The sequence below is a fragment of the Nitrosospira sp. NRS527 genome (assembly GCF_018406445.1).
GTDB classification, from domain to species: domain Bacteria; phylum Pseudomonadota; class Gammaproteobacteria; order Burkholderiales; family Nitrosomonadaceae; genus Nitrosospira; species Nitrosospira briensis.
Genome location: NZ_AP024515.1, coordinates 2923624 through 2948764 on the forward strand (window position 1 = coordinate 2923624; position 25141 = coordinate 2948764).

At 51.2% G+C, this 25141-nt stretch carries 19 protein-coding genes and 1 pseudogene; 7 read left to right on the top strand and 13 right to left on the bottom strand.

The features are described from left to right. Positions 1–2 precede the first annotated feature (2 nt). From KJS40_RS12995 to KJS40_RS13010, 4 genes and pseudogenes are all read left to right on the top strand, one after another. Entirely contained in the window at positions 3–341 is a 339-nt protein-coding gene (locus KJS40_RS12995) for a P-II family nitrogen regulator (protein WP_072767751.1), read from the top strand. 264 nt (positions 342–605) lie between these two features. Further along, entirely contained in the window at positions 606–2117 is a 1512-nt protein-coding gene (locus tag KJS40_RS13000) for a M48 family metalloprotease (RefSeq protein WP_213538309.1), read from the top strand. A 354-nt stretch (positions 2118–2471) separates the two neighbouring features. Then, positions 2472–5780 (top strand): hypothetical protein, encoded by a 3309-nt coding sequence (locus KJS40_RS13005; protein WP_213538310.1) that lies wholly within the window; start codon positions 2472–2474, stop codon positions 5778–5780. Positions 5781–5844: 64 nt separating this feature from the next. Continuing rightward, positions 5845–6760, top strand: a pseudogene (locus KJS40_RS13010) (IS481 family transposase). A gap of 87 nt (positions 6761–6847) precedes the next feature. Here the strand turns inward: KJS40_RS13010 and KJS40_RS15555 are convergent. From KJS40_RS15555 to KJS40_RS13020, 3 genes are read right to left on the bottom strand one after another with little or no spacing between them, the layout of a single operon-like run. Further along, positions 6848–7180, bottom strand: coding sequence for a DUF6527 family protein (locus KJS40_RS15555; protein WP_348529529.1), 333 nt, complete (start codon positions 7178–7180; stop codon positions 6848–6850). Between the two features lie 14 nt (positions 7181–7194). Next, the gene (locus KJS40_RS13015) at positions 7195–8571 is read right to left on the bottom strand and encodes a ThiF family adenylyltransferase (protein WP_213538311.1); all 1377 of its coding nucleotides are present in this window, start codon (positions 8569–8571) and stop codon (positions 7195–7197) included. Further along, positions 8568–9674, bottom strand: a complete 1107-nt coding sequence (locus tag KJS40_RS13020; RefSeq protein WP_213538312.1) for a multiubiquitin domain-containing protein — start codon at positions 9672–9674, stop codon at positions 8568–8570. The genes KJS40_RS13015 and KJS40_RS13020 overlap by 4 nt, the downstream gene beginning before the upstream one ends. Before the next feature lie 138 nt (positions 9675–9812). On the opposite strand from KJS40_RS13020, the gene KJS40_RS13025 reads away from it, so the two are divergent. Genes KJS40_RS13025 through KJS40_RS13035 form a run of 3 tightly spaced genes read left to right on the top strand, consistent with a single transcriptional unit; the run spans position 9813 to position 14393 of the window. Then, positions 9813–10460, top strand: coding sequence for a hypothetical protein (locus KJS40_RS13025; protein WP_213538313.1), 648 nt, complete (start codon positions 9813–9815; stop codon positions 10458–10460). A gap of 1 nt (position 10461) precedes the next feature. Next, positions 10462–10986 carry a hypothetical protein gene (locus tag KJS40_RS13030; RefSeq protein ID WP_213538314.1) on the top strand — a complete coding sequence of 175 codons (525 nt, stop codon included), beginning with the start codon at positions 10462–10464 and terminating at the stop codon, positions 10984–10986. Beyond that, positions 10986–14393 carry a UvrD-helicase domain-containing protein gene (locus KJS40_RS13035; RefSeq protein WP_213538315.1) on the top strand — a complete coding sequence of 1136 codons (3408 nt, stop codon included), beginning with the start codon at positions 10986–10988 and terminating at the stop codon, positions 14391–14393. Before KJS40_RS13030 ends, KJS40_RS13035 begins: the two co-directional genes overlap by 1 nt. 206 nt (positions 14394–14599) lie before the next feature. Here KJS40_RS13035 and glmS read toward each other — a convergent pair whose 3' ends face one another. The 10 genes from glmS to atpB all read right to left on the bottom strand — a co-directional run bounded on the left by glmS (position 14600) and on the right by atpB (position 25130). Continuing rightward, the gene (glmS, locus tag KJS40_RS13040; protein ID WP_213538316.1) at positions 14600–16450 is read right to left on the bottom strand and encodes a glutamine--fructose-6-phosphate transaminase (isomerizing); all 1851 of its coding nucleotides are present in this window, start codon (positions 16448–16450) and stop codon (positions 14600–14602) included. 431 nt (positions 16451–16881) lie between these two features. Beyond that, complete coding sequence (gene glmU / locus KJS40_RS13045; protein WP_244859606.1) at positions 16882–18264, bottom strand: bifunctional UDP-N-acetylglucosamine diphosphorylase/glucosamine-1-phosphate N-acetyltransferase GlmU; 1383 nt, start codon at positions 18262–18264, stop codon at positions 16882–16884. Positions 18265–18597: 333 nt separating this feature from the next. Further along, entirely contained in the window at positions 18598–19017 is a 420-nt protein-coding gene (locus KJS40_RS13050) for a F0F1 ATP synthase subunit epsilon (RefSeq protein ID WP_213539858.1), read from the bottom strand. A gap of 77 nt (positions 19018–19094) precedes the next feature. Next, positions 19095–20474 (bottom strand): F0F1 ATP synthase subunit beta, encoded by a 1380-nt coding sequence (gene atpD / locus KJS40_RS13055; protein ID WP_025040881.1) that lies wholly within the window; start codon positions 20472–20474, stop codon positions 19095–19097. A 29-nt stretch (positions 20475–20503) separates the two neighbouring features. Then, a complete protein-coding gene (atpG, locus tag KJS40_RS13060) occupies positions 20504–21385 on the bottom strand; it encodes a F0F1 ATP synthase subunit gamma (protein ID WP_025040882.1) in 882 nt (293 codons plus the stop codon). Positions 21386–21388: 3 nt separating this feature from the next. Further along, a complete protein-coding gene (gene atpA / locus KJS40_RS13065) occupies positions 21389–22930 on the bottom strand; it encodes a F0F1 ATP synthase subunit alpha (protein ID WP_107729672.1) in 1542 nt (513 codons plus the stop codon). A 12-nt stretch (positions 22931–22942) separates the two neighbouring features. Beyond that, positions 22943–23479: a F0F1 ATP synthase subunit delta gene (locus KJS40_RS13070; RefSeq protein WP_213538318.1), complete on the bottom strand. Its 537-nt coding sequence runs from the start codon at positions 23477–23479 to the stop codon at positions 22943–22945. Between the two features lie 3 nt (positions 23480–23482). Beyond that, positions 23483–23953, bottom strand: a complete 471-nt coding sequence (locus KJS40_RS13075; protein WP_025040885.1) for a F0F1 ATP synthase subunit B — start codon at positions 23951–23953, stop codon at positions 23483–23485. Positions 23954–23990: 37 nt separating this feature from the next. After that, positions 23991–24263 carry a F0F1 ATP synthase subunit C gene (gene atpE / locus KJS40_RS13080; RefSeq protein WP_004180856.1) on the bottom strand — a complete coding sequence of 91 codons (273 nt, stop codon included), beginning with the start codon at positions 24261–24263 and terminating at the stop codon, positions 23991–23993. 60 nt (positions 24264–24323) lie between these two features. Beyond that, positions 24324–25130, bottom strand: coding sequence for a F0F1 ATP synthase subunit A (gene atpB, locus KJS40_RS13085; protein ID WP_025040886.1), 807 nt, complete (start codon positions 25128–25130; stop codon positions 24324–24326). Positions 25131–25141: the final 11 nt, after the last annotated feature.

Consider the following 25141-nt stretch of genomic DNA (forward strand, 5'->3'; position numbering starts at 1 on the left):
CCGTGAAAAAAATCGAGGCTATCATCAAACCCTTCAAGCTCGACGAAGTGTGCGAAGCGCTCAATGAAATTGGCATAACCGGGCTGACCGTTACCGAAGTCAAGGGCTTCGGCAGACAGAAGGGCCATACCGAGCTCTATCGCGGTGCCGAATACGTCATAGATTTTCTGCCAAAAGTAAAAATCGAAATAGTCGTGCTCGAGAAACTGGTGGATAGCGTTATCGAGACCATCGTCAACACCGCGCGTACCGGCAAGATCGGTGATGGCAAGATCTTTGTAACGAGTATCGAACAGGTAACGAGAATACGTACTGGAGAAACAGATGAGGCGGCGATTTAGGCTTGGTGGGTCTCGCAATACGGGTAGCAGTGCGCCCACATGGGCGATCGGCGGGGGCAATCACGAGGGATTTTTCTATTCCTGAAAAAGTGATTTTATGCTGATGGTATTTGCACACCCGGGTTTCTGGTTGGAAAAGTACGGTCCGACTTTATTCCTTTCATAGCTTTTTCATGCTGAGCTCCTCTTGATACCAGTCCTGTTTCGGCTATCAACCCCGTTCGGCGTGATGGAACTTCAGTCGCGAAGCGCTATCTTATCGACATGAAAATGCGCCATGTCATGGCTATTTTGCCGGTATTGTTTGCGCTGAATGGTTTTGCCAACGAATTGCCCGAGCTCGGCGATGTATCCCGGGCAACGATGTCGGCGCACCAGGAACGGGAGCTTGGCCTCAAGATCATGTCCGAGATCCGGGCCGACAGCAGCTATATGGAAGACGCCGAAATAACGGACTACCTTGCCAGCCTCGGCAATAGGCTGATTCTCGGTTCGAATGAGGCTCATCCCAACCAGGAGTTCGAATTTTTTGCCCTCCGCGACTCGACAATCAACGCATTCGCGCTGCCGGGCGGCTTCATGGGCTTCAACAGCGGGCTTATCCTGGCGGCGGAGAGCGAATCCGAACTGGCGGGTGTCATGGCGCATGAAATAGCGCATGTCACTCAGAAACACCTTGCTCGTATGATCGCCTCTCAAAAATATAGCATGCTGACGTCGCTGGCGGCGGCAGCCCTTGCCATCCTGGCAGCACGTACCAATTCGCAAGCAGGGCAGGCGATTCTGGTGGCCTCGCAGGCCCGCCAGATTCAATCGCAACTGGACTTTACCCGCGACCACGAAAAAGAGGCTGATCGCATCGGCTTCAACATATTGGTCAGTGCGGGATTTGATCCACACGGGATGTCGGCTTTCTTCGAGCACATGCAGAAAGCAACCCGATTCTATGAAAATGGCGCCCCAGCGTATCTGCGTACCCACCCGATTACTTATGCGCGCATCGCGGATATCGAAAACCGCATTCAGGATATGCCTTACCGGCAGGTTCCCGACAGTATGGATTTCCGGATGGTACAGGCGAAGCTGCGCGCTTCCATTGATAAGCCGGCAGATGCGATACAGCACTTCGACTCCATCCTGCGGGACAGGCGTTATACCAATGAGGCTGTGGAGCGCTATGGGCTGATCAATGCCCTGTTGCGCGGACGAGATTATCTGCGCGCGGATAAGGAACTGGAGCGTCTTTACGACACCTTACAGCCGGATGTGATGGATGAAGCGCTGGAAAATCATCATCTCGGTACATCCATTCAGATAGAACGTAAAGCGCCCCCTTCCAATGCCATGATCGAGACCCTGGCGGCTCAAGTCAAACTTGCTGTCGGCCAAACCAAGGATGCCCTCGACATCTACCAAGCCGCGCTGCAAATATTCCCGCACCACCGCGCATTAATCTATGACTATGCGGACGCCCTCCTGCGCCATAGGGGCGCCGATAAGGCGCTCAAGTTCGTCAGCCGGCAATTGCAGTTGACCCCGAATGACATACGCCTTTACAAGTTACAGGCACAGAGCTATGCGGCGCTTGGCAATGTGATGGCCGCGCATCGCGCGCAGGCGGAAGTTTATTCACGGCAGGGGAATTATCATGCTGCCGTTGAACAACTGCAGATCGCGTTGCAAAACAGCGACGACGACTTCTACCACAACTCCAGTGTAGAGGCCCGCCTCAAGGAGCTACGCGAACTGGCTGCCGACCAGGACAAAAAGAAATAGGTCCTCTCGCCTGTTCTCCATGCGGTCCGGTCGGTTCCGGTCTGCGTCACATTCTGTTCCAGCCGTATTCCTGAAGCACATCGGAACGACCCCATTTTTTACTGAAGCTCTTTGATTTGTTTCGGAGTTGAATTTACCAGACTCTTCCTCTATGGTTAAACTGAATATGTTCAGTACGCACCAAGCCAGAAGACGTTGGCATACAGAGTAAAAGTGCATCGGTAAACAGATAGGTTTTGCTTTCTTTTTTTCAAGCTTACTTGTTCCATCATTGCATCACTGCTGTGAATCGCACACTTGCTCAGCATTTTGAGCCAGATCCCACAACTTTCTTCGAATTAGAGGCAGCAAAAAATGCCCATCCTTGAAAAAGAAGAAAAAATGTCAGCTCTCGAAAGAGAGCTCATCGACGCGGCGTTTCGTGGCGACTGGGCGGGATCCCCAAAACTTCCTGTTCTTTCCGAGTTTTTTGTGCAGGAAGATTCCAGGCTTTTTGTGCAGGAAGAGGCCGATATCACCGTTCGTGGAATTTTTCTGCGAGAACTCCTGCTTGGTTTGCGAACCCCCGCTAAGGATGCAGAAGCAAATTCACGTCTGCACGGCGTCCGGCTACGCGGCGCCATTATCAAGGGCGAGATTGATTTGAGCGACTGCAAGGGAACGGGGGGGACGCCATTGCCGCCACTGCTGCTGGAGCACTGCATTATCCACGACGGATCCAGAATAAGGTACCCTGTTGTCCGCAATGGCGCCAGCGTAGAGGAGAAAATTCTCAGTGCAATAAATGCCAGCAACGTGCGGCTTAGCCGCTTATCGCTTCGCGGATGCAGAGTCTCCGGACGTGTTGACCTGACCGATGCCACGCTCGATGGTGATCTTGAGATTAGCGATCTTAAGCCGCTAAATAATGACTGCTATTGCCAAATTTCTCTTCGCCGCTGCCGCATTGATGGGTCGGTAATTGCTCAGAAGGCTCACCTCAGAATCCAACCTGGCCAGTGCACTGAGTTCGGCATTCCGGATTACGCGCTCAATCTCGTCAGCGCGAACGTTCACGGTTCCGTTTGGCTTCAGCCAGACTTTTACGCCCAAGGCGGCGTGAGTGTCAGAGGTGCTCATATCAATGGCAACATCTGGGCAGAAGCCGCTAAACTCGTCGCCCCTGACAAGATTGCGTTTCGAGCCGAGTCGCTGCAGTGCGATGGCACGGTAGCCTTGCATGGGAGGGAAGATAAGAATGAAGGGCATTATGAGGTGCACGGGAAACTCGATTTCCTTAGCGCTACAATTGGCTTTCTCGATCTCCGTGGTATCCATATCCGCAAGGTCGCTGCTAAGGACTACGCGCTCAATCTGGGCCTTGCGCGCGTACGGACCAATCTCTGGCTCGGCAATCTTCCGTCAGGGCCCAAAACTATTGTTGAAGGTTCGATTGACGCGCGCGGGGCGACCGTTGGCGGAGACTTAGATCTTACTGGGCTAACTCTGTATCCACGGCCTGATTGGGAGTACGCGGGTATTCTCGCATCCAACCTTCGAGTCGGCGGCAACCTAATTCTTGATGATCTTACGACCTCTATTGATCTGGAGAGCAGCCATGTCGAGAGCAACCTCAAAGTAAACAACACAGTCATGAAAGCGCTGAATAACGGGAGATACGGCCTGTACGCGCACAACATAACGATTGGTAACGACTGCAATCTAACCGACATAGCAGGCACTTTTGATCTGAAGCTTTCGCGCATCGGTGGTGAACTGAAGGTGGAAGCGCGGGACCTTACAGCACTTAACGCAAAAGATGCTGAGGTACGCGGCTCGGTGTCGATCAGCGGCATATTTATGCCACTGATGGAAGAACATTGTATACGTTTTGACGGCGGCAGCTATCGAAGCGGATTTCACATCGGTGATCCCAAATCCAGTCTCAGATTTATAAATCCTCCGAATTCTCTTGCGCCTGACATTGAGAATACGTCCAAACGGCATGATGAATGGATTCCTACTCTCAGCATTGTGGATGCGTGTATTGCAAATGATTTTTGGGTAACGAAGGTCCGGATAGCGGAAGTGCTGCAGTTGCAGTATAGCGTTATTGAAGCCCATAAGGCGCCACTTTCTTTTTATCCAAATTGGGTGCTTGTCGAAGTGCTACTTCAGCTTGAGGAGGGCCGCAAAGCTATTATCGCTTTCTTAAAGCATCGCTCGGATATGACAAAAAGACCAATTCTGCTTGGGGGACTGTCGAAACCAATTCATCAACTGAATCAACTTGGCATGCTGAATCTTGATTCCGCGCGGGCGGTACGGGATTATTTGAGATTTTTCTGCGCCTATGTTTGGGGAGAGGAAGGCGCCTTCTTTATTATCGAGACGGAGAAATCGCTCGGCGGTGCGAAATTATCGGCTCCAGTGGAATTTGCTGAGGTATCGGTGAAGAAAGACGAGGAAAAGGGCTGGATCTGTATAGCGATGATCCGCTATGCCAACAAACTGTATCGCACAAGGCTGCACGTAAATCCTGATGGCAATGTGGAGATGACCGAGGATGATTTATTAGCTGATATTGAAGAAGAAAACCCGACTATATTTGAATCGCCCTTACGCATCATTACTGACTCACGTCTCAAAGCTGATCCTGGCGGTGCACCATTCTGGCTGAGGATGATTTTACCTGCCGCACTGGTGGAGAAGATTACGGGAGAGGAAATTACTCAGGATGTTAGGCCCGTGTTGCAACAACTGATACAACCTAGGATTCAGGAAAATGAAGCTGTTACTACACCAGTCCGTGCGGAAATCTCTCTGCGTGGTCTCAAGGCCAGGGTGTTTCATCATAACCTGAAGAAAACACCCTGGGGGTCCTGGGGGCCCGGTATAAGGCTAAAGCTTGACGGGTTCGAATACGAGCGTGTTAAAACCGAGGAAAAAGTTGAGAATATAAAAAAAGATTTTGACAAAATATCTTCGTCCAAGCCCGTAGACGAAACGGCCGACGCTCACATCCGTTGGCTGACCCGACAGTATGATTGCTCCCGCGCGAAAGACAATGAGCAGGACGCCTGTGACCAATTAATAGCTTGCGCCGTCGAAGCGAATAGGGCGACGAATGAGAGTGTTTATGAACATGAAAGTGTCTATGAACCGCAACCCTACGAGCAACTAGCACGCGCATTACATAATGAGGGCAAGTATGAGGTTGCTAAGCGCATCACACTCGCAAAACTCTCGCTCGAACGTCGATTTGTCCATCACCAGTGGATTCGTCCGTTTCTATGCATAATGGAGAAATGTTTTGACTATGGCTTGTTTCCAGGGAAAAGCGTGACGTGGTTCCTTATGTTATGGTTGCTCGTCGGTACAGGTGCTTTCTATTTTGCAAATTACGAAGTTGATGAACCTGTGCTTGTGCGGCATTCCGGGGCAGGTACGTTAGAATTACCCGGGCAACGTTGCGGCGAAGAAATCGATTCCTTATGGTATGCGCTGGATGTGTTTGTTCCAGGACTGGACCTCAAGCAGGAGGATAGATGCTCGGTCACTACTCGCGATGAGGCGTGGCCTTGGCGTGCTTTCGGTGTGATATACGAAATATTGGGCGCAATAGTGACACCCATCATGTTGCTCAGCGTGACAGGCATGCTACGCCGATATATTGAGCGATGATTGGTTATGCTGGCGTAGTTTCATCTGTGTGATTCATAGACATCGTTTCAATTAAAATGAGGCGATGGACAATGAGATTCGGAAACGTCTTCGTTGGATTCAACTGTATGAAGAACTCGGCAACGCAGGAGTGGTATGCCTGAAATGCGGCATTTCCCGGCCTACGCTTCGCAAGTGGTGGAGGCGATATCAAGAGCGCGGATTGGCTGGTCTGCAAGAAAAAAACCGACGACCAAAAACCTCACCCAATCGAAAGATTTTTCCAGAACACGTCCAGCTCATTGCTGAGCTCGAAAGCGCAAACTGGGTCATAGAAGGATTCAGAACGAACTGGCGCGCTTGCATAACCTTTCGTTCTCTACAGCGACGATCCATAAGACGCTGGAACGGCTCAACAAACCTCTTCTGAGTCACAAACGTGCGTTCAGAAAGGTTGTAACCTGATACAGCCGGCCGATCCCTGGTGACCGCGTGCAGATGATGTCTGCAAGATCGCGCCCGGGTTATATCAGTACACCGCAATCGGCGACTGCACGCGCTACAAGGTTTTTCGCCTATATTCCCGCAGGACAGCAAGCAATACATTAGACTTTCTGGATGCAGTGATCGAGGAAATTCCGTTCGCGTTTCAACGCATTCAAACCGACCGCGGTCGAGAATTTTTCGTCAGCAAATTTCAGGAAAGGCTTCTGGAATGGCGCATAAAATTTCAGCCCATCAAGCCACGATCACCGCATTTGAATGGCAAGATTGAACGCTCGCAGCGTAAAGACCTCGATGAGTTTTATGCCACGGTCGATCTCAAAGATCCGATGCTCGTAGACCAGCTGTCTGAATGGCAGCACTACTACAACTGGGATCGGCCCCATAGCTCCCTGCAAGGAAAAACACCTATTGAACGCTTGACCGAACTCGGCGATAAAGTCCTGCTGTGGGAGCAGGTCAGTGCGAAGTTTGACCCATCAAAAGATCGTCTATAGGAACAAAACTATCGCACCGAACTGACACTTAGAAAATTGAAATGATGTTTGTGAATCGCACAATTAATGAAGCGCGCCGTCGGATTGCTATACCCAGATTATTTTTCCTGCGCGGACAAAGAAATGAGAGCGACAGCCGGTGTTTAACCATATCGAGGGTGATATGGTCGGATTGCCGTGCTGATTCACTTCGAGTTTCCATCGCGGCGAAGCCTCCCGAATAAGAGGCAGTTCGATTTTTTGCTTACACCCACACGGACACATCATTCCAACACACCAATGTTCATTTCTATCGATGACAAGAACGAGATTTCGTTTTGAAATGCGTACCGGAAGTTCTTCTCCATGCAACACTTCAACAATTCTTGCCGCAAAAATTTTGTCCTTTAGGACCGACCACCATTTCCGTATATTTTTCATGCTGCTTCTCTCGCCTACTTCGATAATATGGGCAACCCAAGCAGCGGTTCTGCTCCTCCTCTAGCCAAATTAGGTTGGCACTTGATCGGAAAGGATATCTCGGCCGAATATTCTTCAAGACACTCAGCTAACAGGAACCGGGTACGCGCATAGCTGTCATTCGGCTCGTGCCTAAACGGAAAAGCTCTAGCAATGAACTCCATCACGCAAGCGCTTGCTGCGCGCATATTGAGCGATATAACCGATGGAGCTTGTTCCGGTATGTCGTCTATATAGCCTGCACGAACTTGGAGCGCATGTGCATCGGGGGCCGCCTCGGCAAGGGCTTCTGCTTGCAGACTGGCAGGTGTATAAACTTCTCTATCGGCTAAGGTGCTGCCACCAGGTTGTATATAATCAATTCGGCCGGTGACTTCATCAATTGCCCGACCGCCAGTAATCGTCCGCGTTGGGATTGCGACACCCACATCGAATAACGGGAGCAAGAAAGAAACTGCAATTCGGTCGGCGATGCTCCTAGCTCGATGTGTATCCACGCACGAGAAAATTACATCGGCTTGCGAGGCAGCTAGGACCGCTTTTCGACTCAAGGCATCTGCATGGATTTCTGTAACAAAATCTTTGGCGCGGTATTGATTGGCCCGCGATGCAAATACGCTCACTTTAGAGGATGCATTTAAAGCATCAGCATGCACGGTATTGAGAATACGATTAAGGTTCTTATCCTCGACGTGATCATGATCAATCAAAATGACATTGCCAAATCCAAGTCGGCAGAGCTGTTCAGCGACGATTGATCCGGTGCCAGATACACCGATTACGCACGCACTCATTTTCGCTAATTCGAATTGCATTGCTGAGGTAAAGGCAAGCGGCCGGTCCAAAGTTCGCTTCGAATCGTCAAACCACCAGAAGTGTAGATCCTCACCGGCAACGGATACCAAATCACAAGTAACGACTTGACCATCATTTTTGTAAAAACGACTGATCATATGACCGTTCGGCATCATCACTGCTGAGCCGTGACAATCGCCGCCAGCTTCAAAGATGCTGGGTATGATGGATCGATCGCTTTTATCGTCAATTTCGGAAAAATTTGGATAACCTGTTGGATGCGAATGAACAAGTATTAAGCAGAGATTTTCCATCAATGCCTTATCGATAGCATCTTCTATATAGCTGCTCGGCCAGGTTAATGAATGCGCTGTTCTTAGCGAACATTCGGCATGTGGTACCGGCAACCATTCCTTTACCAAAAGCCGCAGTCGCGGCCCCGGTACTTTCGTGCACAGAAGTATTGCAGCGGCTTCCAGGCCATCGCCTGGAAGCAAGTGTGCTTTGAGTTGCAAATGATGGGCTGCGGTGAGACTGAGGGCTGTTAGGGGATTCATTTGCCTAGCTCCCTATGCAGGCAACTTTCCACCAGCGTGAGATGCGTCATCACACTGTCTGTGATGGGGTCCCAGGGGCATGCCGCATTCCGATGGCGCGACCACCCTTGGAATTCGGCGCCGCGTATGATGGCACGAACTTGAGTGTTTGGGATCGCCAGCCCATCGATACGAGTTATCCACGGAAAGAAGTAAAACATATCGATTTGTGCGGCCGGATAATCCTTGGGAATATCTAAAGCGAGTGCTGTCGCTTTGGGGGTATAGCCCGTTGTAGGTTGAAAGTCATGGATCAAAAGCCATTGACGCCCACCTTCAATGACTGTTTCCCAGCTTGCACCCATTTTGTCGAGATGCTTGATGTCGCTCTCTAATAAAGCGAATTGACGCGCTAACTCCTGCTTCTGTCCATCGCCATTGTCTACATTGCTCTGCATAAGCCGAATTTTCTCAATTCCTGGAGTTCGTAGGTCTACAACGGAATCAACTGTTAACGCTTGCTTAGGTTGTCCTTCTACCAGGAGGAATATCTGCCACTTTTTCGATGGATCGAATCCGGCACGTTTCATTGCATCTCGGACCACTACCGTCGGGGTGCCATATTCCAGCGTAACGCTTTGAACGCGTATTTTCCAAACTCGCGGCTTGGTAAAGAAGTGCTCAATTCCAGCTTCATTAAGATCGATAAGATCTTTATCATCGATAGTTAAGACGTCACCGTTCTCGCGTTTGATAATCAAATCGCGCTGATCACCGACTTCGCCAATCGTTCTAATGGCTCGACCCGAAATAAGACGATATGCCCATTCCAGCTTCGTGCCATCTAGGTCAAGAATGAAGAGCCGATCCGAATAGGAAATGAGAAATCGATTACTTGTGCTTAACGATGGCTGCTCATTGGACCGAATCGTTTCAATTTCTCCGGACGGAAGTAACTGAGCTAGGAGGGCATCCGCAGAAGCCCCTGCCGCAGCAAGAATGTTTTGGCCAGAAGGAGAGCGCCCAGCAACAGATAATTCATTGAAGGTTAAATTCTCATCATTAGCAATTAACAACATAGAAGAAGTCGCGGCTAAAATGGTCGTTTCATTGTTCAAACTCATGGGTTTCTCCACGGGGAACTATTCCCCTCACCCTCTCATGCTCTTTTTTTTCAAACATTTGCCGTCGAAACACAAAATTTGATTAAACTTCTTTAAGCAAGGCAAAAATACATAAATACGTAGCATGAGGGAGGAATAGTGCTTTCTGATGAATTTGAAGATGATCCTATCGAAGCGGATGACGTCATTGCTATACCTGCAGAGGTTCGAGCTGCTGTATGCAACGTTCAGGCGGATAAACAACTGAAGGTCAGGTTAAACCGTGCAGCATATTTGTTGCTTCAAAGCACTATCGAGCTAAAAAAAACATATCTGCCGGAAGATCTGGTTAGCGAAGCCATACTTGCGCTTTTAAGTGGCCGGCGAAAATGGCGTACAAATAAAGTAGATTTTTCGGGCTTGCTCATTGGGACTATGAAGAGCTTGGCTTGGAGTAGGGATAAGCCGTTAAAACTACTGCCCTTAGTAATGGAAGGAGAGTTAATGTCAGTTGAGCCAGATGACCGTCCGCTTGAGCGCATGGCAGTAAATTTAAATTCTCCGGAGGTCGTTTTTGAAGATCAAGAGCAAGAATTGAGCGAGTTTTGCGCGCTGACTATCTTGCGAGCGAAGTTTGGACCAAAAGAGGTTCCTAGTCTTATTTTGGACCATATGCTTTTGCGACAAGGATATGACAACGCCGAAATCCGAAAGGCGATCGGCGTCAGTGATCGTGAATATTGGAATGCTCGCAAAGTATTGACACGCGCCGCTGAAAATTTCAAAGCGAGTGCGAAGGACGAATGAAATGAAAAAACCAACCGATAGAGATATCTTGCTTGATGCCGGTCTCGACTTCATCATGAATTCTCCTGCCGATGAATTTGATGCCTACCTGAGAGAGTCGGGTGTAGATCCGATTGAGCTGGAACGTAAAACGACAACTGCCATCGATTTAGCGCTGAATCAAAGTAATTCGATGTCGAACGCTAACAGCACAGCCGGTGATCCATTCGCATCGTTAACGGTTGCGCAGTTAAGAGACATAGCATCCTCACTTCAGATTCCTAGAAATGTTCTAACTGCTTTTCGCGAACGCCGGGTTGTATTAGCAAGTGTTCCTAGGCGGTTCTTAGTACGACTAGCTAAATCAATGAATTTAATGGCAGAACAGTTGATTACAGTGCTTTCCTTGCCATCAAAGATATTTGCTCGGGAATACAAAGCGGATTCAAGATTGGAAAATGGTTCACAAGTAAGCTTTGAGCAGCTTTTAATTGACGCAGATGTTGATACGGCCACGCGAATTGAATTACTGAAAGAAGCAGACTGATGGATTCAGTCGAACTTGGGCGACAGATTGCTGCGGAGTTGCACCATAACGCCGTAAAGTGCGACGCTGACCCATCGCAGCCGCTCAAGTTTGTATTGGCTGAAATTCGCAAACGTGATTATGACGCAGAGGCGGTATTGCCCGGTGCGAATGTTTTGGATAAAGGGCGTGCCTGTTTAATTCCTAAAGACTTTCTCATTCTTTATGAGAAAAGCGGGTCAGAATTTGAGCGTGCATTTTTAATCGCACACGAGCTTGGACATATCGTATTAGGAGACGCCTACGATGGCGAATCAGCTCAAAATATCGACCCAACACGTCCCTCGGAATCGTCTCCCGTAGGAATCGAACGAGTGGTAGGTTACGGAAGTCGGCAGCGACGTGAAATCCAAATGGATCTGTTTGCGCGCGAATTTTTGCTTCCTCGTGAACTTATTCGAGCACTTCATGTGGAAGAAGAGATGTCGGCGTCTCAGATCGCTGGGCGCTTTGGCGCACCATTTGAAGTTGTCGCTCAGCAGCTTTTCGATGCGCTACTACTTCCGCGGCAAATTATGAAAGCGGATGAACCCAAAATCGAACACTCGTTAAATTGCCTGCAGCGCAAGGCGGCTTCACACCGAAATACAGCTTTTCTGCTAGAAGCAGGGCCAGGTACAGGGAAAACTCAAACTTTGGTCGCAAGAGTGGAGGGTCTACTGGACGAAGGCGTTGATCCTCGTAGGATATTGTTGCTGACGTTTTCTAACAAAGCTGCTGCGGAGATGGCAGAACGCATTTCACATAAACGTAAAGATGCTGCATCAGCCATGTGGATAGGCACATTTCACGCGTTCGGCTTGGATATCGTGCGGCGGTTTTATACCGAATTGGGACTGCCGGAAGATCCGAGAATGCTTGATCGAACTGAGGCAGTTGAACTTTTGGAAGATGAGTTTCCCAACTTACCGCTAATTCATTACAGAGACATATATGATCCAACACAAAACATATCAGACATACTTTCGGCCATTTCAAGAGCAAAAGATGAGGTGGTGAATGCTGAACAATATGCAGAGCTGAGCACGGCAATGCTTGCTGGTGCGGTATCTCAAGAAGATAAAATTGCGGCAGAAAAAACATGTGAAGTCGCACTTGTTTATGCAGCTTACGAAAAACTAAAATCAAAAGCTAATTGTATTGACTTTGGCGATTTGGTTTCTTTGCCTGTACAGCTCCTTGAAAAGAACATTGGTGCCAGAGAGCATTTGCAAAGGCAATTTGATCATGTTCTTGTTGATGAATATCAGGATGTTAATCGAAGCAGCATTCGTTTGTTGAAAGCGCTATGCGCTACTGGTAAAAATTTATGGGCAGTAGGCGACGCAAAGCAATCTATATATCGCTTTCGTGGCGCCTCTTCTTTCAATCTTTCGCGATTTGGCCGAGAAGATTTTCCAGGCGGCGAGCGGGGACGATTAAAACGTAATTATCGATCTGTCTCCGAAATTGTAGATGCGTATTCGTCCTTTTCAACCAAGATGAGTACGGGGGATTTAAATAGTGAACTAGAAGCAGAGCGCGGTGCCAGCGGGAAGGCCCCGATGTTGTACTCTGTTGACCAAGTCGACGCCCAGGTAGCAGCGTTGGCAGAAAACATCGAAGTCATGCGCAGTGCTGGCTTTGGATATTGTGAACAAGCAGTGCTTTGTACAGGAAACGAAAAATTATCGACCTTGGCACGCGATCTTGAACATCTTAATGTGCCAGTATTATTTCTGGGGAATCTTTTTGAACGTCCTGAAGTCAAGGACCTCCTGTCACTGCTGTCGCTATTGATTGATCGTCGTGCGATGGGATTGGTACGCCTGGCTGGCAGGCCCGAGTTTCAAATAAATATAAATGATGTTGCTGCGATTTTAGATCACTTAAGAGTCAGCGAAACTAATAACCTCGAGTGGTTCACAGATATAGACCAGATCGCGGACTTATCTGACGCCGGAAAATCAGGTGTGGCTACGGTTATAAACTTGTTTAAAGGTTTTAAAGAAGATTCGTCTCCTTGGGACGTCTTAGCGACAATTTTATTGGACAGAACAAGAATCGCAGCGACATTAGCTGTGTCTGACAAAGTGACCGATCGGTCGCGTTGCATAGCTATATGGCAATTACTCAATTTTGTTCGCGTTCAGCCTCCAGGCGCAGGGCTGCCAATTTCTCGATTGTTGGATCGTATTCGCCGATTAGTACGATTGAACGATGATCGTGACTTGCGTTCACTGCCTAGTGCAGCTAAGAGTATCGACGCAGTGAGATTGATGACGATGCACGGAGCGAAAGGGTTGGAATTCGCAGTCGTGCATGCCCCAAATATGAACGCTGGAACTCTGCCTCGTGCCGTTCCATCAATAGCTTGCGCCGCACCGGACGGCATGGTTGAAGGCTGTCAGGAATCATACGGCTCTCTTTTTGCGACAGGACATAACGCTGAACAAGAATGTCTGTTTTATGTGGCATTGTCGCGAGCTAAAGATCGCTTGTTTCTCTATGCCGTAAATCAAAAAGCCAACGGTCATGCTTTTGCGCATTCATCATTCTTAGAGCGATTGTCGCCACATTTACATAAAGAACATGTTCGACCGACACAACTTCTTCCTAAAAATCCAGATAAAGCTAATGTTCCATTTCTTGCGAAAGGAAATTTGAGTTTCACTTCTGCACAGATTGCACTTTACGAACGTTGTCCACGGCGTTTTTTTTACACACATATATTGCAAGTTGGGGGAAGGCGAAAATCCACAGCATTCATGATGATGCACGACGCAGTTCGCTCTGTTTTTCAAGCAATTATTCGGGATGCTAGTCGCTCAACGGAACATAATGAATTGAACCAGCAGGTTCTTCTTGCTTTTGAAGAGTGCGGGTTGGCAGAGCATGGCTATGTCGGGCAGTTTCGGAATCTTGCTTTGGCAATGCTTCAGTATTTTCTTTCTATCCGTGCGAAACACGAATTTGTAATTCCAACAGGACTTGTCTTTCGAGTAGGCTCGGAAGAAATAACCATACGTCCAGACGATGTATTAATACGTCCGAATGGGACGCACGTCTTGCGACGAATCCAGACTGGACATTCTCGATCTTCAGAAGCCGAAAATGTGGCTGCAGCGGCTTTCGTGTTGGCTGCGAAAGAAGCATTCCCCGGCGCAGAGATCGAGATAATTTATCTTTCAGATCAAACCGTGCAGCCGATTAGCCTCACCGCAAAAAAATTACAAACAAGACAGGATAAACTGGGGGGCTTTTTGGCGAATATTCGTTTGGGAAGATTTCCTGCAGACCGATCAGATCGCGTTTGTCCACGATGCCCCGCATTTTTTATCTGCGGCCCGCTTCCAGATGGCCAATTAGTTAGGATCTTCAATACTTGACTGCTCATTCGAACGTCATATTGCCATTGCTATTGGGACTCGTTGACGGCTCAATGTCACCGATATTTAACGCAATAGTCTTCAATTCAGATCCAGGCGCAGCAGTATTCAACTATATTTTTGAATCCTAACTATCTGTCTCAGATTTTAATAATATGTCTCGGACTATATTAGTGCGGAACATTTAGTGCACGTAAGATATCTAATTACTCCACCGTCACCGACTTCGCCAAATTCCGCGGCTTGTCAACATCCGTACCTTTCTGCAGTGCTACATGGTAGGCAAGCAGTTGCAGGGGAATGGTGTGAAGGATCGGGCTGAGCAAGCCAGCGTGTTCCGCGAGGCGGATGACGTGGACACCTTCGCTTTCCTGAATACGGGAATCGGCATCGGCGAAAACATAGAGTTCGCCGCCGCGCGCGCTGACTTCCTGCAGATTGGACTTGAGTTTTTCCAGCAGGGTGTCGTTGGGGGCGATGGCGACTACCGGCATATCCTTATCCACCAGCGCGAGGGGGCCGTGCTTTAGTTCACCGGCGGCGTAGGCTTCGGCGTGAATGTATGAAATTTCCTTGAGCTTGAGGGCACCTTCCATGGCGATGGGGTAATGCATGCCGCGCCCAAGGAACAATGCGTGGCTTTTCTCCGCGAATCTTTCGGCCCAGGCCTTGACCTGCGGTTCGACCTGTAACGCGTTCTGTAGCGCAACGGGCAGATGCCGCAACTCGGCGATCATCTCCCGCTCGCGTTCGCCGGATAATTTGCCGCGCATTTTTGCTAACGTCATGGTGAACAGCATCAGCGCCGCCAACTGGGTAGTGAATGCCTTGGTGGAGGCTACGCCGATTTCGGGGCCCGCACGAGTGAGAAAGCGCAGGTCGGTCTGGCGCACCAGGGCACTTTCAGCCACGTTGCAGATGCCGAGGCTGTAACGGTGCCCTAATGATTTCGCATAGATGAGACCAGCCAGGGTGTCGGCTGTTTCTCCCGATTGGGAAATTCCTACCACCAGAGTATTCGGACCGACCGCGGGATTACGGTAGCGATACTCGCTGGCGATCTCGACATTGCAGGGAATTCCCGCTACGGTTTCAAGCCAGTAACGGGCTACCAATCCAGCATGGTAGCTGGTGCCGCACGCAAGTATCAGTATGCTATCGGTGTTATTGAAAATATTCTCTGCTTCGCTGCCAAACAGTCTTGGGGAAATGGATTGGGCGTTGAGAACCATCTCCAGCGTATTGGCCACCACGCCGGGTTGTTCGAATATTTCCTTTTGCATGAAATGGGCATAAGGCCCCATCTCCACCGAATCATTGCTGAGTTCACTTTCTTGCACGGTACGCGTCACTTCCTTGCACACGCTGTCATGCAGGCAGTTGATAATGCGATAGCTGTCGCGGTGCAGTTCAGCCACATCGCCATCTTCTAGATAGATCATGCGCCGTGTGACCTGCAGCAGGGCGGACGCATCGGAGGCGGCGTAGTTGCCGGATTCGCCCAGCCCCAGCAATAACGGCGCGCCGTTGCGGCAGACGACAATGCGTTCCGGGCGCGATTCTTCCATGACTGCGATTGCGTAGGCACCCTGCAATTCGGCTATGGCACGGCATACTGCTTCAAATAGATCGGGTGTTTTTTCCAGATGAAACGAAATCAGGTGGGCGATCACTTCGGTGTCGGTGTCCGAAGTGAATATGAATCCCTCATCCTGCAGGCGCTGGCGCAGCAGTTCGTGATTTTCGATGATGCCGTTGTGGACGACTGCGACTTCTTTGGATTTTTTGCCTGAAAAATGCGGATGAGCGTTGCGCTCGGAGGGCGCGCCGTGGGTAGCCCAGCGGGTATGGGCAATACCAGTTTCGCCGCTAAAGTTCTGGCTATCCGCAAGTTTGCTCAGTTCCGCAACGCGGCCTGTGGTGCGCAGCCTGTGCAACCCTCCGTTGTTAAGCGCGATCCCGGCGGAATCGTAGCCCCGGTATTCCAAGCGGCGCAAGCCTTCAAGCAGGGTGGGAACAATATTACTTGTTGCAACTGCGCCGACTATTCCACACATTTGATAGCATCCTTCTATAGGTTTGGCGAACAAGCAGTATAAAGGTCATACTGGAGAGAGTGGGTGTCCGGTGATGTTCAAAGCAGTAGCTTACGCGCGCGTCATGTTGGCGTGGACTGGAGTTGGGGCCCGGAATGAAGGTAATTATCAGCTACTTGCCGGATAAACGGGGTGTGACGAAGAAATATATGCCTCTGTATGGTTTTCAGTAGGATTGGCGAAGCGTGGTGCAACTCATCATCTGGTTATTCTCACGCCCTACCAAGGCAACATCGCTGATATTCGTTTGCGGTTAATGGTTAATGTGTCGTGTTGCTTAGTTTTGATGGGTTGCGCTGCGCTCCACCCATCCTACCCAACATAGGCGTCAAACTGAGAATTGTGCATAGGCGTAAAGAAATATAATCCGGAAAATTCCGCGGTTTCAGTTTTTATTTCTCACCCTTCGGTTTTTTAACCGGCCGCTGCCAGCCCTCGATGCTCAGCTGCCTGGCTCGTGACAGTGACAGTTTATGCGGCGGCGTGTTTTTGGTGATGGTGGAGCCAGCGCCGATGGTGGAACCTTGTGCTACTGTAACCGGCGCAATCAGTTGCGTATCGGAACCGACAAAAACATCATCCTCGATGATCGTCTGGTATTTATTGGCGCCGTCGTAATTGCACGTAATCGTGCCGGCACCGATGTTGACGTTCTTTCCGATGATGGCATCGCCGATGTAACTCAGGTGATTCGCCTTGCTGCCGGCGGCGATGGCACTATTTTTGACTTCGACAAAATTACCGACATGGACGTCGTGGGCAAGCTTGGTTCCGGGACGGATGCGGGCGTAAGGTCCGACACGGCAGTTTTTTCCGATTTCAGCCGCTTCGATCAGGGTGAATGGTGCAATCGCCGACCCGGCCGCAACCTTGACATTTTTCAGGATACAGTGAGCGCCCACTTTCACGCCATCATCCAGTTGCACGTCACCCTCGAAAATGCAGTTGATATCTATTTCCACATCCCTGCCACAGACGAGCTGGCCGCGAATGTCGATACGGGCGGGATCCGCCAGCGTCACGCCCTGCTCCAGTAGTTTTGCTGCGAATTGGTTCTGGTAGATCCGCTCAAGCGCCGCGAGCTGGGTCTTGCTGTTAACGCCAACTGTTTCCCAGGCATGTGCCGGCTGGGCGACCCGTATCCCGACACCATCCTTGACTGCCATCGCAATAATGTCGGTAAGGTAATATTCCTTTTGTGCGTTGTTGTTTTCCAGCTTGTGCAGCCAGCCATGCAAGTACCGGTTCGGGATCACCATGATGCCGGTGTTGATCTCGCGGATTTGCCGCTGGGCCGCGGTGGCATCTTTTTCTTCGACAATGGCGACAACCTCGCCTGTTTCGCCATCACGCACGATCCTGCCGTAACCGGAGGGATCGACCAGCTCTACAGTCAGAAGACCGATGGTTTTTTCGCCAGCAGTCGAGATCAATTTTTTTAACGTTTCGACGCTGGTAAGCGGTACATCGCCATACAGGATGAGTGTCATACCATGCTCATCCAGATGGGGCAACGCCTGCTTCACTGCGTGGCCGGTGCCGAGTTGCGGCACCTGTTGCGCCCAAGTCAGGCTTTTGTCGTCTATCGCCTGCGGCACGGCCTCGCCGCCATGACCATAGACAATACAAATTCCTTGCGGCGACAATGCGCGCGCTGCATCGAGCACGTGTGCCAACAAGGCTTTGCCTGCGAGCGGATGCAAAACCTTGGGCAGCGCCGAGTTCATGCGCTTGCCGAGTCCGGCAGCGAGAATTACGATATTCAGTTTAGACACGTCAATGAAAGAGCGGTCAACGAAAGGAAATTCTGGCGAACAGCAGACGTCTGTCTGATTTATACGCCTTGCCGCACGCATGGCAATGTTCGGGAACACATGCGCGACAACGTCGTACCAATAACTTTGGTAGGCTAATTTATCACATCATGGGATCAGAATCCATCTACTACTTACCTGAACATCAGTCTCGGCGCCATGCCTGGTGTTACGCTTGGCAAGCCTGGCGTTGTGCGAGCGTTTTGTTTTGCAGGCTGCTTGTCGCCGTGCGGCTTATTCCAGACATAAAAAAAGGCGGTTGTCGCCGCCTTTTTTTGTCTGGAATCCCGCTTATCAGTGCCCGCTTTTTCGTAGCCGCTGAATGGTGGCCAATTGCGCGATCGCTTCGGCCAACTCGGCTTGTGCCCGCGCATAGTCCATCGCGGAAGATCGGTCTCTCATGGCTTCCTCTGCCCGTTTCTTGGCATCGATCGCCTTCAATTCGTCGAGATCGGCGCCCCGCACGGCGGTGTCGGCAAGAATGGTTACCACGTCCGGCTGAACTTCGAGCATGCCGCCGGAAACGTAGACCAGTTCCTCTTCTTGCAGAGGCACTTTGATGCGTACCGACCCCGGCTTGATTCTTGTCAGCATCGGTGTGTGTTGTGGATAAATCCCCACTTCCCCCGCCTCCGCCGGCGCTACCAGGAACTCAGCAGGACCGGAGTAAATCGATTCCTCGGCACTGACAATATCAACGTGAAACACACCCATTTTAGCTTCCATCCAGCATTGATTGGCTGATCTCTTTATTGTTCATAAAGAGAAGACCGGATTCATGCATATCTTTTCTATTGTAACGTCTTGGCTTTTTCGACCGCTTCGTCTATTCCGCCAACCATGTAAAACGCCTGTTCCGGCAAGTGATCGTATTCGCCGGCAACTATGCCTTTGAAACCTTTGATGGTTTCCTTCAGCGATACATATTTTCCGGGTGAGCCGGTAAATACCTCGGCCACGTTAAAGGGCTGCGAAAGAAAACGCTGAATCTTGCGCGCCCGGGCCACCGCCAGTTTGTCTTCGGGCGAAAGCTCATCCATTCCAAGAATGGCGATAATGTCGCGCAATTCCTTGTAGCGCTGCAGGGTTTGCTGCACGTCGCGCGCGGTATTGTAGTGTTCTTCGCCAACCACGAGCGGATCGAGCTGCCGCGATGAGGAGTCGAGCGGGTCCACCGCTGGATAAATGCCCAGCGAGGCGATGTCGCGCGACAGCACTACGGTTGCATCCAGGTGACCAAAGGTCGTCGCGGGGGATGGATCGGTCAAATCGTCCGCCGGGACATACACAGCCTGAATCGATGTGATGGAACCGGATTTGGTGGATGTGATGCGCTCCTGCAGCCGCCCCATTTCCTCGGCCAGCGTCGGCTGGTAACCTACCGCGGAAGGCATCCGCCCCAGCAAAGCCGATACTTCAGTCCCCGCCAGGGTGAAACGGTAGATATTGTCCACGAAAAGCAGCACGTCGCGCCCTTCATCACGGAAATATTCCGCCATGGTCAGGCCAGTCAGCGCCACGCGCAACCGGTTTCCGGGCGGCTCATTCATTTGCCCGTAAACCAGCGCCACCTTGTCCAGCACGTTCGAGTCTTTCATTTCGTGGTAGAAATCGTTGCCTTCGCGAGTCCGTTCGCCGACACCCGCGAATACGGAAAAACCGCTGTGCTCGACGGCGATGTTACGGATCAACTCCATCATGTTGACAGTCTTGCCCACGCCCGCGCCACCAAACAGCCCTACTTTTCCGCCTTTGGCGAAGGGGCAGACCAGATCGATAACCTTGATACCGGTTTCCAGCAATTCGGTAGATGCGGAGAGCTCGTCGAATGCAGGCGCTTTCCGATGAATCGACATGGTCTTTTCGGCGCCGATATCACCCATTTCGTCTATAGGCCTGCCGAGAACGTCCATGATCCTGCCCAGGGTCTTGGTGCCGACAGGAACCTTGATCTGTTCGCGGGTGTTCGTTACCATCATGCCACGGCGCAGTCCATCCGAAGATCCCAGCGCAATCGTGCGCACCACGCCGTCTCCCAGCTGCTGCTGTACTTCGAGCGTTAACTCTGTTCCCTCAAGCACGAGTGCGTCATACACTTTGGGCAGTTCTTCGCGCGCAAACTCGACGTCGACCACCGCCCCGATACACTGAACAATTTTTCCCTGGCTCATGTTGTTCCCTAAAATGCTAAATCAAAATATTAAACCGCTGCCGCGCCACCGACGATTTCCGACAATTCCTTGGTAATGGCGGCTTGGCGCGATTTGTTGTATATCAGCGTCAATTCGTTTATGACGCTGCCGGCATTGTCCGACGCAGCCTTCATCGCCACCATTCGCGCGGACTGTTCGGATGCCATGTTTTCCGTGAGCGCCTGATAAATGAGGGCTTCGACGTACCGCACCATGATGTCGTCGATAACAGGCTTGGCTTCAGGTTCGTAAATGTAATCCCATACGCCTCGCTGTCCCGTCGGACCATCGCCCGCTTTGAGCTGTTCATCCGAAAGCGGAAGCAATTGTTCCATCACCGGCTCCTGCTTCATCGTATTGATGAAGCGCGTATAAAAAATATACACGCGGTCGAAACGGTCCTGGGTATAGCCATCCAGCAGAATTTTTATCGCCCCGATCAGTTTCTCGAGGTCAGGCGCATCGCCCAGGCCTACGACGTGCGAAATGACGTTCGCGCCCAACCGGTTCATGAATCCAAAACCCTTGTTGCCGATACAGCACGCTTCGATCTGTTCGCCTTCTGCTTCCCACGCTTTCATTTTACCTATCGCCATGCGCAACACGTTCGTGTTGAGCCCACCGCACAATCCCTTGTCGGATGTCACTACGACGATACCGATCCGTTTCACCGTATCGCGGTCTATCAGGAACGGGTGGCGATACTCGGTATAGGCCCGGCTCATGTGCGCGGCTACGTTACGGATTTTTTCGCCATATGGGCGCGCCTTTTTCATGCGCTCCTGCGCCTTGCGCATTTTGGAGGCTGCCACCATTTCCATGGCGCGCGTGATCTTCTGCGTATTCTTTACGCTTTTGATCTTGTTGCGTATTTCTCTGCTGCCGGCCATGGGTTAGTATGTTCCGTTTTTCTTGAAATCCTGAATCGCGGCGTCGAGCGCCTTCTCGGTCTCCGCGTTCATATCTTTGGTGGTTTCTATCTTGTCCAGGATGGCGCCATACTTGCTGCGCATAAAACCTTTCAGCGCCGATTCGAACGCCAAGGCACGCTTGACTTCAACATCATCCAGATATCCCTTGGTGACGGCAAACAGGGTGAGCGCCATCTCGGATACGCTCAAGGTGGCGTATTGTGGCTGCTTCATCAATTCGGTCACCATCTTGCCGCGTTCCAATTGCTTGCGGGTGGCCTCATCGAGATCGGAAGCAAACTGCGCAAATGCCGCGAGTTCGCGATACTGCGCCAGAGCGAGACGTACGCCCCCTCCCAGCTTCTTGATAACCTTTGTCTGCGCCGCGCCGCCGACACGCGATACTGAAACACCGGCATTGATAGCAGGGCGAATACCCGCGTTGAACAAATCGGTTTCCAGAAAAATCTGGCCGTCGGTAATCGAAATAACGTTGGTGGGCACGAAAGCGGTTACGTCGCCTGCCTGAGTCTCGATCACCGGAAGTGCCGTAAGTGAACCGGTCTTCCCTTTGACTGCGCCGTTAGTAGCTTTTTCCACCCAGGCCGCACTTACCCGCGCTGCGCGTTCCAGCAGGCGCGAGTGCAGATAAAACACGTCGCCGGGATAAGCTTCGCGTCCGGGCGGACGCCGCAGCAGCAGCGATATCTGGCGATAGGCCCATGCCTGTTTCGTCAGATCGTCATAAATGATGAGTGCGTCTCTACCGGAGTCGCGGAAATACTCGCCCATGGTGCAACCGGAGTAAGGCGCAATGAACTGCATTGCCGCCGATTCCGACGCGGTGGCCGCCACCACGATCGTGTATTCCATTGCGCCGTGTTCTTCCAGCTTGCGAACGACGTTGTTGATGGACGAGGCCTTCTGTCCGATCGCAACGTAGATGCAAGTCATATTCTCGCCCTTCTGATTTATGATTGCGTCTATCGCTACCGCTGTCTTGCCTGTCTGGCGGTCGCCAATGATCAACTCACGCTGTCCCCGCCCGACGGGAACCATGGAATCAATGGATTTAAGGCCGGTTTGTACGGGCTGGTTAACCGACTGGCGCCAGATGACGCCGGGCGCTATTTTTTCAATCGGCTCAGAGTGTTTCGTGTTTATCGGGCCTTTGCCGTCGATTGGCTGCCCCAGCGCGTTCACTACCCGGCCTATCAACTCCTCGCCCACCGGTACTTCAAGGATACGGCTGGTACACTTGACGATATCGCCTTCAGTGATGTGCTCGTATTCACCCATGATTACCGCGCCCACGGAGTCGCGCTCGAGATTGAGCGCCAGACCGAAGGTATTGCCGGGAAATTCCAGCATTTCGCCCTGCATCACGTCCGCGAGGCCGTGGACACGCACGATCCCGTCTGTCACCGAGACAACGGTTCCTTGCGTGCGAACTTCCGCGGAAGCGGGGAGCCCTTCAATTCTGCTTCTAATCAGCTCACTGATTTCGGATGGATTCAACTGCATTTCAAATAGCTCCTAGCTTTTAAGTGCAACAGCCATGGCTTCCAGTTTAGCTCGCACGGAAGCGTCAAGCACTTCGTCGCCGATTTCAACCTTCACCCCGCCTATCAATTCCGGATCGATGCTTACTTTGGCTTCTATCTTGCGCTTGAACCTGGCCTCGAGGTCAGCCACCAGGTCTTTCAATTGCGCATCGCTCATGGCAAACGCGGAAGTAATTTTCGCGTCCAATACCCCATCATGACGGGTCTTGAGTTGTTCGAACATTTCGCTCACTTCCGGCAATACTTCGATTCTGCCGTTTTCCGCAAGCAGCAAAACAAAATTACGGCCTTCATCGGTGAGCTTGTCGCCACATATGCCGAGAAGCAACTCCCCCAATCGCTTAGCCGGAACCTTCGGATTACCGATAAGCGCCTGAATCCGCTCATCCACCGCTATTGTTGCCAGAAGCTGCAACATTTCCGACCAGGCGGGTAGTGTGCCACCGGTTTTTGCCAGCTTGAAAACGGCTTCAGCATAAGGCCGTGCGATCGTGCGCGCTTCGGCCATCGCTTAGAGCTCCGCTTTGATGGATGCGAGCAAGTCCGCGTGCGTTTTGGCGTCTACCTCGCGGCGCAAAATTTTAGCAGCACCGGCCAAAGCCAGGTCCGCTACATTCTGCCGCAACGTTTCCCTTGCGCGAAATACTTCCTGCTCGACCTCGGCCTTGGCACCGGTGAGGATGCGGCCGCCTTCATCTTTCGCCGCCGACTTTGCTTCCTCGACAATCTCGGAAGCGCGTTTTTCTGCCTGGGCAATGATTTCGGCCGCCCGCTGCTTGGCGTCCCTCACCACATCGGCGGAACGATGGCTGGCCAATTCAAGTTCGTTCTTGCCTCGCTCGCCTGCAGCCAACCCGTCGGCGATCGTTTTCTGCCGGTTTTCGATTGCGCGCATCAACGGTGGCCAGACAAATTTAACTGTGAACCAGATAAAAATGGCGAACGCCATCGCCTGGGAAAGAAGGGTCAAGTTGATATTCATGGCTAGTCTCTGATAATGGTACCGGGAGCAGGCATTATTACTTGATGACGGCCAGCAATGGATTACCGAATGCAAAGAGCATGGCCAGACCAACACCAATAATGAATGAGGCGTCGATCAACCCGAGCAACAGGAACACTTTGCCTTGCAGTGTCGGAATCATTTCAGGCTGACGCGCAGCGCCTTCAAGGAAGCTGCTGCACATGATACCGATACCGATACAGGCGCCGGCTGCGCCGAGGCCGATCATCAGGCCGATACCAATGCCCGTGTAGGCCTGAATCATCGCCAAGTATTGCAAATTGTCCATCTCGTTTTTCCTCTCTTCGTGGTAGTAAATAGTAATCTGGAAAGCAGGGTTGAAACTGAATCAGTGGGACTCGTGCGCCATGGAAAGATATACGACCGTCAGCATCATGAAGATAAACGCTTGCAGCGTAACGATCAAAATATGGAAAATCGCCCATCCCGCACCAAGCACCGTGCCGAATAGCGTACCGGCCAGGCCGGTGGCAGCCCACATGCCAAGCAGCAGAAAAATAATTTCGCCGGCGTAAATATTTCCGTAAAGACGCAGGGAATGGGAAAGCGGCTTGGAAACGTATTCAACCAGGTTGAACAGCAGGTTGACCGGCCACAGCATGGGATTCTTGCCGAAGGGGGTGCAGACCAGCTCATGTATCCAGCCGCCCAGCCCTTTGACCTTTATGTTGAAAAAAATCATCAACAGCCAGACGGAAAGCGCCAGCGCAAATGTGGTATTCACATCGGCAGTCGGAACGCTACGCCAGTTGTGCAGCCCCAATAGCTCATAGATCGAAGCCATGATATCGATCGGCAAAAAGTCCAGTGCGCTCATCATGAACACCCAGACAAACACGGTTAGCGCCGCGGGTGCTACGAACGCATGCCGGTCGCCGTGAAAAGTGCTCTTCACCTGATTATCGACGAACTCGATGGCCAACTCGACAAACGCCTGGCGTTTGCCGGGAACGCCGGAAGTCGCGCCGCGCACCACCCACCACAGGAAGCCGAAGCTGATGATACCGATCAGCGACGACATCACGAGCGTGTCCACGTGCAGTGTCCAGAACGAGCCTTCACCTACCGAACTGGTCAGGTTCGTCAGATGGTGATCCATGTATGAGGTTGGGGTGAGTTCCTTGTCCGATGCCATTTTTTGCCTAT